This window comes from Streptomyces monticola (genome assembly GCF_042665355.1).
Classification (GTDB): Bacteria; Actinomycetota; Actinomycetes; order Streptomycetales; family Streptomycetaceae; genus Streptomyces; species Streptomyces monticola.
The window spans coordinates 1,306,579-1,323,512 of the sequence record NZ_JBHTCF010000001.1; the positions used below are offsets into that span (position 1 = coordinate 1,306,579).

The 16,934-nt window shown below is 71.4% G+C and carries 13 protein-coding genes; 7 read left to right on the top strand and 6 right to left on the bottom strand.

What is annotated here, in order from left to right:
* Window positions 1-119 precede the first annotated feature (119 nt).
* The 3 genes from ACFQVC_RS05395 to ACFQVC_RS05405 form a co-directional block, all read right to left on the bottom strand.
* Complete coding sequence (locus ACFQVC_RS05395) at window positions 120-695, bottom strand: hypothetical protein (protein WP_381826938.1); 576 nt, start codon at window positions 693-695, stop codon at window positions 120-122.
* A gap of 63 nt (window positions 696-758) precedes the next feature.
* The gene (locus ACFQVC_RS05400) at window positions 759-1,850 is read right to left on the bottom strand and encodes a mechanosensitive ion channel family protein (protein WP_381826940.1); all 1,092 of its coding nucleotides are present in this window, start codon (window positions 1,848-1,850) and stop codon (window positions 759-761) included.
* 336 nt (window positions 1,851-2,186) lie between these two features.
* Window positions 2,187-4,250 carry a phosphocholine-specific phospholipase C gene (locus ACFQVC_RS05405; RefSeq protein ID WP_381826942.1) on the bottom strand — a complete coding sequence of 688 codons (2,064 nt, stop codon included), beginning with the start codon at window positions 4,248-4,250 and terminating at the stop codon, window positions 2,187-2,189.
* A gap of 742 nt (window positions 4,251-4,992) precedes the next feature.
* On the opposite strand from ACFQVC_RS05405, the gene ACFQVC_RS05410 reads away from it, so the two are divergent.
* The gene (locus tag ACFQVC_RS05410) at window positions 4,993-7,290 is read left to right on the top strand and encodes an ATP-binding protein (protein ID WP_381826944.1); all 2,298 of its coding nucleotides are present in this window, start codon (window positions 4,993-4,995) and stop codon (window positions 7,288-7,290) included.
* 119 nt (window positions 7,291-7,409) lie between these two features.
* Window positions 7,410-8,216 carry a sulfite exporter TauE/SafE family protein gene (locus ACFQVC_RS05415; RefSeq protein ID WP_381826946.1) on the top strand — a complete coding sequence of 269 codons (807 nt, stop codon included), beginning with the start codon at window positions 7,410-7,412 and terminating at the stop codon, window positions 8,214-8,216.
* A gap of 23 nt (window positions 8,217-8,239) precedes the next feature.
* On the opposite strand, the gene ACFQVC_RS05420 is transcribed toward ACFQVC_RS05415, so the two are convergent.
* Window positions 8,240-9,160 (bottom strand): LysR family transcriptional regulator, encoded by a 921-nt coding sequence (locus ACFQVC_RS05420; RefSeq protein ID WP_381826948.1) that lies wholly within the window; start codon window positions 9,158-9,160, stop codon window positions 8,240-8,242.
* Window positions 9,161-9,263: 103 nt separating this feature from the next.
* Here ACFQVC_RS05420 and ACFQVC_RS05425 point away from each other — a divergent pair, with 103 nt between their 5' ends.
* Complete coding sequence (locus ACFQVC_RS05425; RefSeq protein ID WP_381826950.1) at window positions 9,264-9,932, top strand: LysE family transporter; 669 nt, start codon at window positions 9,264-9,266, stop codon at window positions 9,930-9,932.
* A gap of 17 nt (window positions 9,933-9,949) precedes the next feature.
* Window positions 9,950-10,339 carry a hypothetical protein gene (locus tag ACFQVC_RS05430; protein ID WP_381826952.1) on the top strand — a complete coding sequence of 130 codons (390 nt, stop codon included), beginning with the start codon at window positions 9,950-9,952 and terminating at the stop codon, window positions 10,337-10,339.
* An 11-nt stretch (window positions 10,340-10,350) separates the two neighbouring features.
* Here ACFQVC_RS05430 and yczR read toward each other — a convergent pair whose 3' ends face one another.
* On the bottom strand, window positions 10,351-11,823 hold the full coding sequence (gene yczR / locus ACFQVC_RS05435; protein WP_381826954.1) for a MocR-like transcription factor YczR: 1,473 nt from the start codon (window positions 11,821-11,823) through the stop codon (window positions 10,351-10,353).
* Window positions 11,824-11,970: 147 nt separating this feature from the next.
* On the opposite strand from yczR, the gene yczE reads away from it, so the two are divergent.
* Together yczE and ACFQVC_RS05445 are read left to right on the top strand one after the other, a co-directional pair.
* Window positions 11,971-12,696, top strand: coding sequence for a membrane protein YczE (gene yczE / locus ACFQVC_RS05440; RefSeq protein ID WP_381826956.1), 726 nt, complete (start codon window positions 11,971-11,973; stop codon window positions 12,694-12,696).
* 79 nt (window positions 12,697-12,775) lie between these two features.
* Window positions 12,776-13,675, top strand: a complete 900-nt coding sequence (locus ACFQVC_RS05445; protein ID WP_381826958.1) for a bile acid:sodium symporter family protein — start codon at window positions 12,776-12,778, stop codon at window positions 13,673-13,675.
* Window positions 13,676-13,774: 99 nt separating this feature from the next.
* Here ACFQVC_RS05445 and ACFQVC_RS05450 read toward each other — a convergent pair whose 3' ends face one another.
* Window positions 13,775-14,722 (bottom strand): lysylphosphatidylglycerol synthase transmembrane domain-containing protein, encoded by a 948-nt coding sequence (locus ACFQVC_RS05450; RefSeq protein ID WP_381826960.1) that lies wholly within the window; start codon window positions 14,720-14,722, stop codon window positions 13,775-13,777.
* Window positions 14,723-14,937: 215 nt separating this feature from the next.
* Between ACFQVC_RS05450 and ACFQVC_RS05455 the strand changes: the two genes are divergently transcribed.
* Window positions 14,938-16,836, top strand: coding sequence for an ABC transporter ATP-binding protein (locus ACFQVC_RS05455; protein ID WP_381826962.1), 1,899 nt, complete (start codon window positions 14,938-14,940; stop codon window positions 16,834-16,836).
* Window positions 16,837-16,934 lie beyond the last annotated feature (98 nt).

Below are 16,934 nucleotides of genomic sequence, written 5' to 3' on the forward strand. Positions count from 1 at the left end.
GGGGGTACGAGAGGAGATCTCAGGGACTTCTCAGGGGCAACCGGGTAGGGGCCGCCCTTCCCGGCCGTGGAGGGGAGACGGGGCGGGTGCGGCGGGGTGTCCGCACCCGCCCCGGAGGCCTACTCCTCGAAGTGGGCGTCCAGCGCCTCGTCGAGTTCCGTTTCCCAGCGCTTGAGTGTGGCCTTGTTCGGGGCCTGGACCTCGGCGGGGTAGGCGCGGCCCTGCAGGGTGTGGGCCGTGACCGTGAGGCGGCGGCCGAAGCGGGAGGTGGCGTGTTCCACGGCCCCCAGCTCGTCCCAGTCGAACTCCGCCTCCTGGTCGTCCAGGCGGAACCGGACGCCGGTGCCGTCGACGGTGATCGAGCCGCGGTGGTCGGTGGCCTCGAACTCGGGGCCGTCGGCGTCGGCGTCTGCCGCGAGGTCACTTTGGGAGGCTTCCGCTTCGCCTGCTTCGGCCGCTTCGGCTGCTTCAGCCGGTTCGGCCGCCTCCGTCGAGGGTTCTTCCGCCGCCGCTTCCGGGGCCTCGTCCGGGTCCTGTGCGGACTCCGGCACGTCCTCGGCCTCTTCGGGCTCCGGCGCGGACACGTCCGGCTTCGCCGGGGTGATGCCGGGGATGTACCCGGGGTCCGTCGAGGCGGCTTGCAGGGGAGTGGGGTCGGGCACGGCGGGGGCCTTCCGGTCTATGCGCTTTTCCACGGTGCGCAGTATGGCCGATGTATCTGTGCTTCGCGCCACCCGCGGGCGCGGGCGGAGGGGGGATCAGGGCACGGGCGCGCTCATGTCGCGCTGGTGCGGGATCGCGGCGATGTCCGGCAGCGGGGCGCCGTTCTGCTGCAGGGCGACCGTGCGGGCGGGGGCCGGGACGCGGATGCCCTCGGTGCGGTAGCGCTGGTGCAGGAGCTTGATGAACTCGTGCTTGATCCGGTACTGGTCGCTGAACTCGCCGACCCCCAGGATCACGGTGAAGCCGATCCGTGAGTCGCCGAAGGTGTGGAAGCGGACGGCCGCTTCGTGCTCCGGGTCGCCGCCGTCGACGTCCGCCATCACGCTGTCGACGACCTCCATGGTCACCCGCTCGACATGCTCCAGGTCGCTGTCGTAGCCGACGCCCACCTGGACCATGATGGTCAGCTTCTGCTCGGGCCGGGTGTAGTTGGTCATGTTGGTGCCCGAGAGCTGGGCGTTGGGGATGATGACCAGGTTGTTGGAGAGGTTGCGCACCACGGTGTTGCGCCAGTTGATGTCGACGACATAGCCCTCTTCGCCGCTGCTGAGCCGGATGTAGTCACCGGGCTGCACCGTCTTCGAGGCGAGGATGTGCACCCCCGCGAAGAGGTTGGCGAGTGTGTCCTGCAGGGCGAGGGCGACCGCGAGACCGCCGACGCCGAGTGCGGTGATCAGCGGGGCTATGGAGACTCCGAGCGTCTCCAGGACGACGAGGACGCCGATCGCGAGGACCACGACCCGCGTGATGTTCACGAAGATCGTGGCGGAGCCCGCCACTCCCGTACGTGACTGGGTCACCGACTGCACGAGGCCCGTGATCACCCGGGCCACGATCAGCGTGGCGACCAGGATAAGGAGCGCCGTGAGCGACTGGTTGACGATGGTGCGCACCTGCCGGGTCAACGGCAGCGCCATGGTGCCGACAGCCGCGCCGCCGATCGCCGCCGCCCACGGGGCGAGTGTGCGCAGCGCGGCCACGATCACGTCGTCACCGCTCCAGCGGGTGCGTGTGGCGTGCCGGCCGAGCCAGCGGAGCAGGATCCGGAGCAACAGTCCGGCGGCGATGCCCGCGGCCAGGGCGACGGCGGCGAGAATCGCGTCGTGCAGGGTCAGATCCCGGCTCATCGATCACCGCCCGCTGTGCGGGGGCCGGGGCACACGGGGTGCTGTCTCGTCAGGTTCGTCACCTGGGTCACCTGGTCACCTGCTTGTCTCTCGGGTGCGGCCGGGCGTGCGCTTGTGCCGGAAACGTGTGGATCACGTGCCGGACGTACGTACGACTCGGGGCGAAACAATGCGTCATCCTGCCGCATGCGGGCGGACGTTGGGACACCAGGGCCGGTCCTGCGGGCGTGAGAATCCGCATACCGGGTGGTCAACAGCGCAAAGCCGGGGCCCGGTGAGCTGCACCGGGCCCCGGCAAGGGCAGTGACGTTCTGTCAGGCGATGATCAGGCAGTGATCAGGCGGTGATCAGGGCCGGGTCGCTCACGCCCGGCTTGCCCGTCTCCACATGGCCCGCGAAGCGGCGCAGGAACGTCTCGTCCGTCGCGGACTTGACGCTCACGTCGTACCAGCGCTTGCCCGCGCGGGTGTCCACGGTGTGCTTGACCGTCTTGCCCGCACCGACCGTGACGGTCTTGCCCGCACCGCCGTAGGCGTTGGTCAGCGTGAGGCGTACGGCCGCCTCACCCGCGTTGGTCAGGGTCAGTTCGAGGGTGCCGTCGGCCCGGTGGCGGGCCGTCACCTCGGGGCCCGCCACCTTGCCGGCGCCCTTGAACGTGCGCAGGAAGCCGTTCGGGCCGTGCACCGTCAGGTCGTACGCGTCCTTGGAGTACTCGGTGTTCCAGGTGTCGGACACCGTCTTGCCGGCCTCGGCCGTGTACGTCCACGGGCCGTCGGCGCGATTGCCCGTCGTGACGTAGAAGTGGCCGCCCGCCTTCCGGCCCGCGCTGAACGTCAGCGTGAAACGGCCGGTCGACGGGGTCGCCGCGCCGTCCGCGTACGGCGCGTAGGGCAGCGGCCGGGTGGGGCGTGTGCCCGCTTCCTGCTTGGGGAGTTCGGGCTCGGCCGGCGGCTTCGGCACATAGCTGTCGTGCCGTTCGTTGTCCGGCGGCCGGTAGCCGTCGGTGCCGGGCAGCTCGGCCGGGTCCGTGTCCTGGAGGCTGAAGTCGAAGGCCGAGGTCAGGTCGCCGCAGATGGCCTTGCGCCAGGGCGAGATCTGGGGCACGCCGACACCGAAACGGCGCTCCATGAAGCGCAGGATCGAGGTGTGGTCGAAGGTCTCGGAGCAGACGTAGCCGCCCGTGGACCAGGGGGAGACGGCCAGCATCGGCACGCGCTGGCCCATGCCGTAGGGCCCGGCGCCGTACTTCGCGCCGCCCTCGTAGTAGTCCAGGGTGGTGTCCACCGTGGACTTGCCCTGGTCGGCGGAGGCCGGCGGGTAGGGCGGCACCACGTGGTCGAAGTAGCCGTCGTTCTCGTCGTACGTGATGAACAGGGCCGTCTTCGACCACACCTCGGGGTTGGAGGTGAGCGCGTCCAGGACCTGCGAGATGTACCAGGCACCGTAGTTCGCGGGCCAGTTGGGGTGCTCGGAGAAGGCCTCGGGGGCGGCGATCCAGGAGATCTGCGGCAGCTTGCCGGCCTTCACATCGGCCTTGAGGACGTCGAAGAAGCCGTCGCCCTTCTTGGCGTTCGTGCCGGTGCGGGCCTTGTCGTAGAGCGGGTCGCCGGGCTTGGCGTCGCGGTACTTGTTGAAGAACAGCAGCGAGTTGTCGCCGTAGTTGCCGCGGTAGGCGTCGTCGATCCAGCCCCACTTGCCGTCCGCGTCCAGGCCGTCGCCGATGTCCTGGTAGATCTTCCAGGAGATCCCGGCCTTCTCCAGGCGCTCGGGGTACGTCGTCCAGTCGTAGCCCAGCTCTTCGTTGCCGAGTACCGGGCCGCCGCCCTTGCCGTCGTTGCCGACGTGGCCCGTGTACATGTAATAGCGGTTGGGGTCCGTCGCCCCGATGAACGAGCAGTGGTACGCGTCGCAGACGGTGAAGGCATCGGCGAGCGCGTAGTGGAACGGGATGTCCTTGCGCGTCAGATGGGCCATCGTGCCCGCGGTCTTCGCGGGTATCCACTGGTCGTACTTGCCGTCGTTCCAGGCCTTGTGGCCGCCCGCCCAGTCGTGGTCGAGGCCCTCGATGAACTGCATCCCGAGGTCCTCGGCGTCCGGGTGGTACGGCAGTACCTCCTTGGCGCCGTCCGGCTGGTGGAACACGGACTTGCCGCTGGGCAGCGTCACCGGTCGCGGGTCGCCGAAGCCACGGACGCCCTTGAGCGCACCGAAGTAGTGGTCGAAGGAGCGGTTCTCCTGCATGAGCACGACGATGTGCTCGACGTCCTCGATGGTGCCGGTGCGGCGCGCGGCGGGGATGGCGGTGGCGCGCGTGATGCTGCTCGCCAGGGCCGCGGCGCCCGCGGCACCCGCGGTGGCACCGGCGATCTGCAGGAAACGGCGGCGGTTGAGTTCTGCCATGGGTGGGGGGACCTCTTGAAACGGGGGTGGACTTGTTTGGACAAGTTAAGTGGAGTGCCAGAAGAGGTCCGAGGTCAAGGGGACAGAGAGTGACACTTGTGTGACCACCGAGGAAGACACTGAGGAAAACGGAGCGGAAGTGGCACGGTATCGGCCCCGAGTGAGCGGGCCGCACACTCGGTGACGGGGCGCGTCGCGCGCTCCTGTGCGGGGGCGCCGCACGGCTCCTGTCCGGGCGCCGCACGGCTCTGTCCGGGCGCCGCACGGCTCTGTCCGGGCGGCACGCGGCTCCTGTGCGGGGGCGGCGTCAACACGGTGCGCACCGGGGCGGCCGTCGCGCTGTTCGTTCTCGCCGGGCGCGAGACGGCCGTCGCCGGGCGGACCCAGGACCCCGACGGGCCGCTGCCGGGCGGGTCCGGGCGGCCCTCCCCGCCGGATTCGAGGGGGGAGCGGGGAGGGCTGTGTCCGGGCGGGCGTCGGCCGGCTGGCTCACCGACAAGCCAGCCGGCCCGCTCCTGCCGTACACCCTCCATCCTGCCCTGTGAGCAGGGCGATCACCGCACCCGAAGACCTTCCTCCGTATACCTAAATCCGCTGGCCCGGGGGAGAATCGGTATACGTAGGGGGGTGCGTACTCCGAACTGCCCCGTATTCGTGTGCTCTTCGTGAAGAGCGGCTGTAGCGACGGTGTGAGCTGCGTATGGTCGGGGTCGCGCGACGCAACGACCTGTGAGGGCTGCACATGACATTCGGGTTGATCCGCAGACGTCCCGGCGAACTCCCCGTGGAGGTCACCGGATTCGTCGGCCGGACAGAGGACGTCGCCCGCCTGGACACGACGTTGCGCAACGCCCGCATGGTCACCGTCACCGGGCCCGGCGGCGTCGGCAAGACCCGGATCGCGCTGCGCACCGCCGCACGCATAACCGACCGCTACGAACACGGTGTGTGCCTCGTCGAACTCTCCGGTCTGCGCGACCCCGAACTCCTGCCGCACACCGTGGCCGCCGCGCTCGGACTGCCCGAGGACGGCGCGCGCTTCCCGCTCGACGCCGTCCTCGACCATCTGCGCACCCGCCGCGCCCTGCTGATCCTCGACACCTGCGAGCACCTCGTCGACGCCTGCGCCATGCTCGCCGACATCGTGCTGCGCGAGACCCCGGGCATCTCCGTCCTGGCCACCAGCCGCCAGCCTCTCGACGTGGCCGGTGAACACACCTGCCCCGTCGCGCCGTTGCCCGTGCAGGAGTGCGGTGGCGAAGCCGTGGAGCTGTTCGCCCAGCGCGCCGCCGCCGTCGTGCCCGGCTTCACCGTCGACGACTCCAACCGCGCCGACGTGGTGCGCCTGTGCCGCCGCCTCGACGGGATGCCGCTCGCCATCGAACTGGCGACGGTCCGGCTGCGCGCGGTACCCCTGAGCCAGCTCCTCGACCGTATCGAGGACCGCTTCCGGCTGCTCACCGGCGGCCGGCGCACCGCCCTGCCGCGCCACCAGACGCTGCGTACCGCCATCGAGTGGAGCCACGACCTGTGCACCGCACAGGAACAGCTGCTCTGGGCGCGGCTCTCGGTCTTCGCGTCCAGCTTCGACCTGGAGGCCGCCGAAGAGGTCTGCGCGGGCGGCGGACTCCCGGTGGAAGAGGTACTGCCCGCCCTCGTCGGCCTGGTCGACAAGTCGGTGGTGCTGCGCGTCGACGAGCACGGCGGGCGCTACCGGATGCTGGACACCCTGCGCGAGTTCGGCGCCGAACACCTCTGCGCGAGCGGCGAGGAGGCGGCCCTGCGCGAACACCACTGCGCGCGCTATCTGTCCCTGGCCGAGTCCTTCGACCGCAACTTCCTCGCGGACGACCAGATCCAGCGTTACCGCGCGCTGCGCCGCGAGCACGACGACCTGCGCCTGGCCGTCGAGTACGCGCTTGCCGTACCCGGCAAGGAGACCCAGGCGGCCGCCCTGACAGGTGCCCTGTGGGGGTACTGGCATATCTCGGGCCTGCACACCGAGGGCCGCTACTGGTACGCGAAGATCACCGACCGGTTCCCCGGCGATGTCCGCCAGCGGGCCTGGGCGCTCGCCATGAGCAGCTACCTCGGCGCCTTCCAGGGCGATCCGGCCGCCCTCGACCAGGCCCAGGAGTGTGTACGGATCGCCGACAAGATCGGCGACCCGGTCACCGCGGGCCGCGGCCGTGTCTATCTCAATCTGTCGCTCACCTTCACCGGGCGGCACGCGGAGGCCGCCCAGGCGGCCGCAGAGGCACAGCAGATCCTGCTGTCCGTCGGCGACACCGTGGGCCTCGTGACCCTGGAGACCCAGATCGGCTATATGAACCACCTGATGGGAGAGCTGGGCAGCGCCCTGGAGGTGTGCGAACGCGGGCTCGCCCGGCTCGGCCCCGACTCCACCGAGGGCTGGGTGCGCGGCTATCTGCACTACGTGATCGGCGTGACCCACTACCGCCGCGGTGAGCACGGCAAGAGCGCCGAGTCCGGCATCACCGCGCTGCGCATCAAGCACGAACTCGGCGACGGCGTCGGCATGGGGTACTGCCTGGAGCTGCTCGCCTGGCTCGCCGTGCACGACGGCCGTTACGAAGAGGCGGTACGTCTGCTCGGCGCCGCGGACCCCATCTGGAAGCGGGCCGGGGCGCGGCTCGGCGGCACCGCCCTCATGGAGGACTCCCACCTGGAGGCCGCCCGCAAGGCCCGTGAGGCGCTCGGTGACGAACCCTTCGAGCGGCTTCGCGCGCTCGGTGCCGCACAGCCCCTGTCCGAGGTGGTGGCCCACGCCACCGGGCAGGTCCCGGCCCCGGTGCCCGAGCCACGAGGGGCCGAACCCGCCCCGCGGCGCGGCTCGTTGACCCGGCGCGAGCACGAAGTGGCGCTGCTCGCCGCCGAAGGCCTCTCGAACCGGGAGATCGGTGAGCGTCTGGTGATCTCCAAACGCACCGTCGACGCCCACCTGGAACGGATCCTCGCCAAACTGGGCATCTCCGCCCGCGGGGACATCGCGGGGGTGCTCGGGGCGGGGCAGGGGTGAACGTCACCGCGCAGGGCGGGCCGTGGCGCCGGATGCGGCCGGGGCGGCTCCCGCCGTGACTCCTGTTGTGACTCCCGCCGTGACCGTCAAGTTGCTTGGGCATAGCATCAGTTCCCGGAATGGACACGATCACTATCTGGGAACTGGCCGTGCTCGCCGCGGCAGCGGCCCTCGTCGGCTTCTCGAAGACCGCCGTGAGCGGGGCCAACACGGTCAGCCTCGCGATCTTCGCCGCGGTCCTTCCGGCCCGTGAGTCCACCGGCGTCCTGCTGCCCGTTCTGATCGCCGGAGACGTGCTCGCCGTGCTGACCTACCGCAGGCACGCCCACTGGCCCACGCTGTGGCGGCTGTTCCCCGCGGTCGCCGTCGGCGTCCTGGCCGGCACGGTCTTCATGATGTGGGCGGACGACGCGGCGGTGCGCACCTCGATCGGTGCGATCCTGCTGATGATGGCCGGTGTCACCGTGCTGCGGCGACGGGCCGCCGCGGCCGCGGCTGATGCCGGTGCCGGTGGGGGTGGGTGTGCCGCCTCCGGGGCCGATGATGAGCCGCCGTCCGTGCGGAGCCGCGCAGGGCGGATCAAGGCCCGCTCCTACGGTGTGCTCGGCGGGTTCACCACCATGGTCGCCAACGCCGGCGGCCCCGTGATGTCGCTGTATCTGCTCTCCGCGGGCTTCCGGAAACTCGGGTTCCTGGGCACGTCCGCGTGGTTCTTCCTGATCGTCAACAGCTTCAAGGTGCCGTTCAGCGTCGGCCTCGGCCTGATCGACACACGCTCCCTGCTCCTCGACGCGGCGCTGATCCTCTTCGTCGTGCCGGGCGCCTACCTGGGCAAAGTGTGCGTGGACCGGATCGACCAGCGGCTCTTCGAGCGCCTGGTGATCGGCGCGACGGCACTCGGCGGTCTCCAACTGCTCCTTCGCTGAGGCCCGTTCATACCCCTGCCCCCTCACACCTGGCTACGGCCCTGCCAGTCCCGCGCCGCCGTCTCAAGGGCCACGAGCGTGCGGGCGATCACCGGCTGCTCCGCGCTTCCACGCCGTACGCACGCCACCAGACTCCGGGTCGGCGCGGGCCGCCCGGCGAGCGGTACGCGCCGCACCGGGAGACCGGCGGGCAGCGGCGCGAGCCGGGGGAGCAGAGCGACACCGTGACCGCAGGCCACGAGGGCGGCGACCGCGTACCAGTCGACGGCGGCGTGCGCGAGGCGGGGAGTGAACCCGGCGCCCGCCGCGGCCTGCAGCAGCAGCCGGAGCTGGTCGGCCGGATCGCCCGCCCGGATCCAGGTCTCCGCCGCGGCCTCGGTCAACTCGACCCGGTCCCGGTGCGCGAGAGCGTGACCATCGGGCACGAGAAGATCGAGCGGCTCCGTGAGCAGGTGCCGCCGCTCCAGGCGCCCGGGGTCCGGCAGCGGCGCGTCCGGCGTGGGGATGACCACCGCGATGTCCGTGCGGTCGGTGAGCAGCAGCAGCGTCCGGTCCTCGCCCGGGTCCTCACTCAAGTGGCAGGTGACGTCCGGGACTTCGGCCCGCAGGGCGCGCAGGGCGGGGGCCACCACCGCGGCCAGGGCGGTCGCGACCCCCGACACCCGGATGTGCCCGGCCACCCCCGAGCGATGCCGGTCGAGGGCCGCCGTGGCTTCCTCCCACCGCGCGTGCAGCCCGTCCGCGTACTCGATCAACGTCAGCGCGGCGGGTGTCAGGCGTACCCGGCGGCCCTCGGGACGCAGCAGCTCCACGCCGAGTTCGGCGGCGAGCTGGCGGAGCTGCTGGGAGACCGTCGACGGCGTGAGGTGCAGCGCCGCGGCGGCGGCCGTGACGGTGCCCTGCGCGTGCAGCACGCGCAGGGTCTGCAGACGGGGGTCGATCATGCGGCTCCTGTGCACGGTACGGTGCGGAAATCATCGATGGATTTCCCGGCCGGGCCGAGATGAGAATGAAACTCAATCGCCCGGCGGAAAAGGGGAGTTCAGTATGTACGAAGCAATGGTCGCGGGTTTGTGGGCCGGATACGGACTCGCCGTTCCGGTGGGCGCGGTCGCGGTCCTCATGGTGAACATGACGGCGCGTACGTCCTTTCGCGTGGGCCTGGCCGCTGCCCTGGGAGCGGCCGCGGCCGACGCACTCTACGCCGTGGCGGCGGTCCTGGGCGGCGCGGCCCTGGCCGGTGCGGTACGGCCGTTCGCCGGGCCGCTGCGGTGGGCGGCCTTCGCGATCCTGGTGGTGATGGCCGTACGGATCGGCCGTGGCGCCTTCCGCGGCCACACGGGCGAAGCGCGGGAAAGGGCGTCGCCCGGCGGTGCACGGATATCCGGCGGTGAAGTGACAGTGGGCGGTGGCGGGGTGAGACCGCTGCGTTCCTTTCTTGTCTTCTTCGGCCTTACCGCACTGAATCCCTGGCCCGCCCTCTATTTCGTGGCGCTGATTCTCGGACGGCAGGCGCACGAGCATAGGGGCGGAATCGAGAACGCAGCTTATGTGGCGGCGATCGTGGTGGCGTCGGCGAGCTGGCAGATTCTGCTCGCGGGCGGTGGCGCGGTGTTCGGCAGAGCCCTGACGGGACCGCGCGGGCGGTCGCTGACGGCCCTGGTCTCCAGCGGCCTGATCCTCGCCCTTGCCACCGGGACGGTGCTCAATGGGTAGCGGCTACGATCCACGCCATGAGCGGATCTGATCAAGAGCACGACCACCTCCAAGGCGAGCAGTCGGACACCTCACAGGCCGAGGAGCCCGATGAGGCCGAGGAGATCGAAGAGGCGGATGGCGCGGCCGCGGCGGCCGGCCCGGGGTTCGCCGGGCTCACCCCGCGCCAGGCACGGCGGATACGGATAGCCGTCGCCTCGCTGCTCATGGCCGCGGCCGCCGTGGTGCTCGCGGTGCGCCTGGAGACGCGCGCCTCCGTCCTGGTCGTCGGTGTGTACGGACTGCTGCTCATTCTCTGCGGCATCGTCATCGACCTCAGCCGCAGGGGCCGTACCCGGCTCGGCAGTTGGCTGCTCGGTGCGGGGCTCGTCGCGGCGCTGGCCGCGGACTGGGTGCTGCTTCCTTGATGAGCTGAGCGTTACGCGATCCAGTGCGTTCGCCGGCCGCCAAGTGCCGGTGAGACACCGTCGGCGAGCGCGGCGGCCAGGCGCTGTACGGCCTCGCGCAGCGTGTCCGGCGGCGTCGTGTACGGAATGCGCAGCCGCTGTTCGAAGAGGCCGGGCTCGGTGGCGAAGCAGGCGCCGCTCTCGATGCGTACCCCGTGCTCCATGGCCCGCTCGGCCAGCGCCGAGCCGATGGGCTCGCCCAGGTCGGCCCAGAGCGAGAGGCCGCCGGGCGGTTGCCGCAGCTTCCACTGCGGGAGGTGTTCGGCCAGCGCCGCGGTCAGCGCCGCGCGTTGACGACGCAGCCGCTCCAGACGCTGCGGCAGCAGTTCACCGGCCCGGGCGAGCAGGGCGAGCGCCAGGAGCTGGTCCAGGACCGAGCCGCCCATGTCGCCGGCGATCCGCTGCCCCGCGAGTTCGGTGACCAGACGCGCGGGTGCCCGCAGCCAGCCGATGCGCAGCCCCGCCCAGTGCGTCTTGCTCATGGAGCCGACGGTGATGATCTGGCCGGTGCTCCCGGGGGAGGCATGGGCGGCGAAGGGGCGCGGAGAGGGCCCGTCGAGGGCGAGCTCGGCCAGGGTCTCGTCGATGACGAGCCAGGTGCCGGAGCGGGCCGCGGCGTGCAGGACGCGGGCGCGCTCGGATTCGGGCATCAGGGCGCCGGTCGGGTTGTGGAAGTCCGGGATCAGATAGGCCAGTTGAGGCACCGACTGGCGTAGCGTCGACTCGATGATCTCGATGTCCCAGCCGGCGTCGGTCACCGGCACGCCGACCGTGCGCAGCCGGGCCCTGCGCAGGGCGTCCAGGGCGTTCGGATACGACGGGTTCTCGGTCATGACCCGGTCGCCGGGGCCGCAGAGCAGACCCAGGGCGAGGGTGAAGGCGTGCTGGGCGCCGGAGGTGACGAGGATCTGCCCGGGCACCGTGGGCAGGCCGCGGCGGGTGAAGCGGTCGGCGATGGCGGCACGCAACTCCGGGAGCCCGTAAGGGTGGTAGCCGGGGGTAAGCGCGTGCTCCGCGATCTCGGGGGTGATCTGCGTGAGCGCGTCCGTGAGGGTCTGCCCGGCCAGCTCGGGGGCTGCCCTGGCCAGGTCGATCGCGGCGTCCCGCGGTGCGACGAGGCGGGCGATGCCACTGGGCGCCCGGCCCTCGGGCAGCGCCGTCCAGGTGCCCGCGCCCTGCCGGCTGTGCGCGTATCCGCGCTCGTGCAGCAGGTCGTACACGGCGGTGATGGTGGTCCTGCTGGTGTTCAGGGCGGCGGCCAGCGCGCGTTCGGCGGGGAGCCTGGCGTGCAGGGCGATCCGGCCGTCCAGGATCAGGGTGCTGATCGCCTCGGCCAGATGCCGGTAGGCGGGCCGTGCCGCCGCCGGGTCCGGCAGCAGCGTGGCGAGCTGCCGGCTGCCCAGGGTCCGCTCAACGCTCGCTGCTCGCTGCTCACCGCTCCTCACCAGTCCTCCTCTCCGACCCTTCAACCAAACCAATCGCTGTGGATTGGCCATGTAATCCAAGCCAATCACTGTACAGAGTTGCCCCAATGGCCTTGCGAGTGCGGGCATACCGGACGATCTAGGGAGCAGCCACCTATGCGGCGGACCATGCGCCGAACCATGCGGGTCATACGGACCGCGCCTGCCTCGCGGACCACCCGGACCCCCGGGGGCCGGACCGGTCCGCCCCCGCTCACGTATCTCCCCTTCCGGGAGCGCCCGCTCAGACGCCTTCCGCAGCTCTTCACCGGTCTCGCGCTGTACGGCTTCAGCGCCGCGCTCATGGTCAGAGCCGCCCTGGGCCTCAACCCCTGGGGCGTGCTCAACGAGGGGGTCGCGGGCCGCACCTGTCTGAGCTTCGGCACCGTCACCGCCGCCGTGGGGGTGCTCGTGCTGCTCCTTTGGATTCCGCTCAGACAGCGCCCGGCCTTCGGGACCGTCGCCAATATCGTCGTCGTGGCGGGCTCGTCCGACCTCGGACTGCTGCTCGTACCCGAGGACTTGGGGCTGCCCGCGCGTGCGGGGCTCTTCGCCGCCGGTGCCCTCCTCAACGGCCTCTCCATCGCCGTGTACGTCGGCGCGCGCTTCGGGCCAGGACCAAGGGACGGCCTGATGACCGGCCTGGCCGCCGTGACCGGGCGCTCGATCCGCTTCGTGCGCACCCTGATCGAGGTCTCGGTGCTCGTCGTGGGCGCGCTGCTCGGCGGGACAGTCGGTGTCGGCACCGTCCTGTACGCGCTCGCGATCGGCCCGGTCACACAGTTCTTCCTGCCCCGGTGCGCCTGTCGGACCCGGGCCGAAGCGGACGCGCCGCGCGGGCCCCTCGACTCCTAGTTGCTGAAGTGGAGTCGGGGTGTGCCCCGACCCGGGCGCGGCTGTGGACTCCTGTACCCGTACGCACCACCCTGTGCGGGTGGACTCTCCCCTCGTGACCGCACTGGTGCCCGCGGTGCTCGCAGCGATCATGTTCGGCCTCGGGCTCAGCCTCACCGTCGGCGACTTCCGGCGGGTCGTGGAGCACCGGCGTACGGTCGCCGCCGCGCTCGGCTGCCAGCTGCTGCTTCTGCCCGCCGTCTGCTTCGGTCTGGTCGAGCTGTTCGGCCTCGCGGCCGCACCCGCCGTCGGGATGCTGCTGCTCGCCGCGTCGCCGGGCGGCACGATGGCCAATGTCTACAGCCATCTCTTCGGCGGCGACGTGGCGCTCAACATCACGCTCACCGCGGTCAATTCGATCCTCGCCGTCGTCACGCTGCCGATCGTGGTCAATCTGGCCGTCGCGCACTTCGACCCGGCGGGCGACGGCGGCGAGGTGGGGCTGCAGTTCGGCAAGACCACGCAGGTCTTCGCGATCGTCCTGGTCCCGGTGGCGCTCGGCATGGTGGTACGGGCCAGGCGGCGGCGGTTCGCGGAGCGCGCCGAGCGGCCGGTGAAGGTGCTGTGCCTGGTGCTGCTCGCCGGGATCGTGCTCGCGGCGCTCTTCGCCGAACGCAAGAACGCGGGCGGCTATCTCGTCGAAGTAGGCCCGGTGGCCGTGGTGTTCAGTGTGCTGTCCCTGGCCACGGGGTACTACGCGGCCCGCCTCGTCCGCGCCGGGCACGCCCAGGCCGTCGCCGCCTGCATGGAGATCGGCATGCACAACACCTCGCTCTCCCTCACCATCGCGCTGAGCCCCTCGCTGCTCGACAGCACGGAGATGGCGGTACCCAGCGCGGTGTACGCGATCCTGATGTACTTCACGGCGGGTGCCGCCGGGCTGCTGCTCCGGCGGGCGGCGCCGACGCCCGTGAGCCCTGCCGGTGAATCCCCTCGCTGAACTCCCGTACAGCTGAAGCGCCTTGAGCCGCACCCGTACGGCTGAAGCGCCTTGAGCCGTACCCGTACGGCTGAAGCGCCTTGAGCCGTACCCGTACGGCTAAAGCACCTTGAGCCGTACCAGCGCCCCGAGTGTCAGCGCGCCCGGCAGCAGCGGCAGCCAGACGGTGATGATGCGGTACGCCACGACCACCGCCGTCGCGACGGCCGCGGGGCCGCCGGCCGCGACCAGGGCCACGACCAGCGCGGCCTCCACCGAGCCGAGCCCGCCCGGCGTCGGCACCAGCGCCACCGCGACGGTCGCCGCGAGATACGCGAGAGCCATGTGCATCACCGGTACCTGCAGACCGAAGGAACGGCCCACCGCGACGAGTCCCGTGGCCTGCAGCGCGGGAAAGGCCAGGCTCCCGCCCCAAAGGGCCAGGACGCGGGCAGGCCGGGTGTGCACGGAGCGGGCCTCGCCGAGCGCGGTGCGCGCGAAGGAGGACACGGCCTCCCGCACCTTGCGCACCGCGACGAGCACCGTCACCGTCACGCACACCACTCCGGCCGCCACCAGGAGAAGGGTGTCCAGGGCGCCCGGCGGCAGCAGGGCCGAGACGCGCAGAGCGCCGGGGAAGGCGACGAGGAGCGCCACGAGCAGGGTGACGCGGCCGATGCTCTCCGCCGCCAGGTAGAGGGCGAGCGCGGCCGACGAGCGGGCGAGCGGCAGCCCGCACACCGTCATGAACCGCAGATTCACCGCGGAGGCGCCGAGCCCGGTCGGCAGCATGTGGTTGGCGGCGCCCGCCGCGAACTGGGTGGCGAGCAGCCGGAACGCCGGCAGCCGCTGCACCACCGCACCCTGCCGCGTGAACGAGGCCGCGACCCAGGCGAGGCAGGTGGTGGCCCCGGCGGCGAGCAGCCAGGGCCAGTCGGCCGACGGCAGCCGGGCGAAGCCCTCGGCGAGCACCTGCCGGTGCCGTACCGCGAGGGCCACGACGACGGCGAGCGGCAGCAGGCACAGGACCTGGCGCAGGCTCGGCAGGGACCAGCGGAGCGGTCTCACGTCAGGACATGTTTTCCACACCGGACCAACCTCGGGTTGCGGGCTCGGATACGGGCGCTGACACGCCGGTCAACGCGGGAGGCCCGGCCATGACGGTCATGAGGGCCATAGCGGTCACGGCGGTCACGGCGGTCATGAATGCGGCCATCGGGCCATCAGCGGGGTCGTGAACTCCCCTTGACCTCAACAATGCTTGAGGTTCTACGTTCCTTCTCATGAGCATGGAAACCACCGCCTGGACGCAGCTGCACAGCGTGATGAACGCGCAGCAGGACCGCCGCCCCTTCGCCCGCGCCACGCTGCGCCGCATCGGCGCCTTCGCCCGGCCCCATCGCCGACGTATCACCCAGTTCGTGTTGTTGAGCGTGGTGACCGCGCTGCTCGCCGTCGCCACCCCGGTGCTCGCGGGCCGTGTCGTCGACGCGATCTGGGGCGGTTCCGACAGCGGTCTCGTGCTGCGGCTCGCGGGCCTCATCGCCCTGATCGCCCTCGCCGAGGCCGGGCTCGGCCTCCTCAACCGCTGGCTCTCCGCGAGCCTCGGCGAGGACCTCATCCTCGATCTGCGCACCGCGGTCTTCGACCACGTGCAGCGCATGCCCGTCGCCTTCTTCACCCGCACCAGGACCGGCGCCCTGGTGAGCCGTCTCAACAACGACGTCATCGGGGCGCAGCGGGCGTTCTCCAACACACTGTCCGGGGTGGTCTCCAATGTGGCGACCCTTCTTCTGGCACTCGGTGTGATGCTCAGCCTGTCCTGGCAGATCACCCTGCTCGCCCTGGTGCTGCTGCCCGTCTTCGTTGTACCCGCTCGCCGTATGGGCAGCCGGATGGCCCGGCTGCAGCGCGAGGCGGCCGGCCACAACGCGGCGATGGGCACGCGCATGACCGAGCGGTTCTCCGCGCCCGGCGCCACCCTGATCAAGCTGTTCGGCCGGCCGGGCGCCGAGTCCGAGGAGTTCGCGGCCCGTGCGAGCAGGGTGCGTGACATCGGCGTACGCACCGCCATGGCACAGTCCGCCTTCATCACCGCCCTGACCCTGGTCTCGGCCCTCGCTCTCGCCCTCGTCTACGGGCTCGGCGGCTACTTCGCCCTGCGGGGCTCACTCGAACCGGGCGCCGTCGTCGCCCTGGCCATGCTGCTGACCCGGCTTTACGCACCGCTGACCGCGCTCGCCGGTGCCCGGGTCGAGGTGATGAGCGCCCTCGTCAGCTTCGAGCGGGTCTTCGAGGTCCTCGACCTCAAGCCGCTGATCGAGGAGAAGCCGGACGCCCGCGCCGTGCCCGAAGGCCCCGTGTCCGTCGAGTTCGACGACGTCCGCTTCGGCTACCCGGCCGCCGACAAGGTCTCCCTCGCCTCCCTCGAAGAGGTCGCCTCGCTCGACACCCGGGGCGGCTCCGAAGTCCTGCGCGGTATCTCCTTCCGCGCCGAGCCCGGACAGACCGTCGCCCTGGTCGGTTCGTCGGGCGCGGGCAAGTCGACCATCGCGCAGCTGGTGCCGCGGCTGTACGACGTGGACTCCGGTGCCGTACGCCTCGGAGGCGTGGACGTAAGGGAGTTGAGCGCGGGATCGGTGCGCGAGACGCTCGGCATGGTGACCCAGGACGGCCATCTCTTCCACGAGTCGGTCCGCGCCAACCTCCTGCTCGCCCGGCCCGACGCGAGCGAGGACGAGCTGTGGGACGCACTGCGCCGGGCCCGCCTGGAAACCCTGATGTCCGAGCTGCCCGACGGGCTCGACACCGTGGTGGGGGAGCGCGGCTACCGGCTCTCCGGCGGTGAGCGCCAGCGCCTGACCATCGCCCGACTCCTCCTCGCCCGCCAGCGCGTCGTGATCCTCGACGAGGCCACGGCCCATCTCGACAACACCTCCGAGGCGGCCGTCCAGGAGGCCCTGGCCGAGGCGCTCGCGGGCCGCACCGCCGTCGTCATCGCCCACCGTCTGTCGACGGTGCGCGCCGCCGACCTGATCCTCGTCGTGGAGGACGGCCGGATCGTGGAACGCGGCCGCCACGAGGAGCTGCTCGCCGCGGACGGCCGCTACGCGGAGCTCCACCGGACACAGTTCGCGCAGCCGCAGGACGCCGAGCCGGTGGGTACGGAGGTTGCGGCCTAGTGCCCGCGTGGTCCGGCGGTGGCGGGGGTGGGGCACATCTCACCCCCGCCACCGTCCGTCCCGCCGCTACCCTGGCAGGCGTCGGCGCGCACCCGCAC

Bases quoted from the DNA above. Each gene is read 5' to 3' on its own strand.
- ACFQVC_RS05405 (WP_381826942.1), bottom strand. From the start codon at position 4,250: ATGGCAGAACTCAACCGCCGCCGTTTCCTGCAGATCGCCGGTGCCACC.
- yczE (WP_381826956.1), top strand. From the start codon at position 11,971: ATGCGCCGAACCATGCGGGTCATACGGACCGCGCCTGCCTCGCGGACC.
- ACFQVC_RS05420 (WP_381826948.1), bottom strand. From the start codon at position 9,160: ATGATCGACCCCCGTCTGCAGACCCTGCGCGTGCTGCACGCGCAGGGC.
- ACFQVC_RS05455 (WP_381826962.1), top strand. From the start codon at position 14,938: ATGAGCATGGAAACCACCGCCTGGACGCAGCTGCACAGCGTGATGAAC.
- ACFQVC_RS05430 (WP_381826952.1), top strand. From the start codon at position 9,950: ATGAGCGGATCTGATCAAGAGCACGACCACCTCCAAGGCGAGCAGTCG.
- ACFQVC_RS05400 (WP_381826940.1), bottom strand. From the start codon at position 1,850: ATGAGCCGGGATCTGACCCTGCACGACGCGATTCTCGCCGCCGTCGCC.
- ACFQVC_RS05415 (WP_381826946.1), top strand. From the start codon at position 7,410: ATGGACACGATCACTATCTGGGAACTGGCCGTGCTCGCCGCGGCAGCG.
- ACFQVC_RS05425 (WP_381826950.1), top strand. From the start codon at position 9,264: ATGTACGAAGCAATGGTCGCGGGTTTGTGGGCCGGATACGGACTCGCC.
- ACFQVC_RS05410 (WP_381826944.1), top strand. From the start codon at position 4,993: ATGACATTCGGGTTGATCCGCAGACGTCCCGGCGAACTCCCCGTGGAG.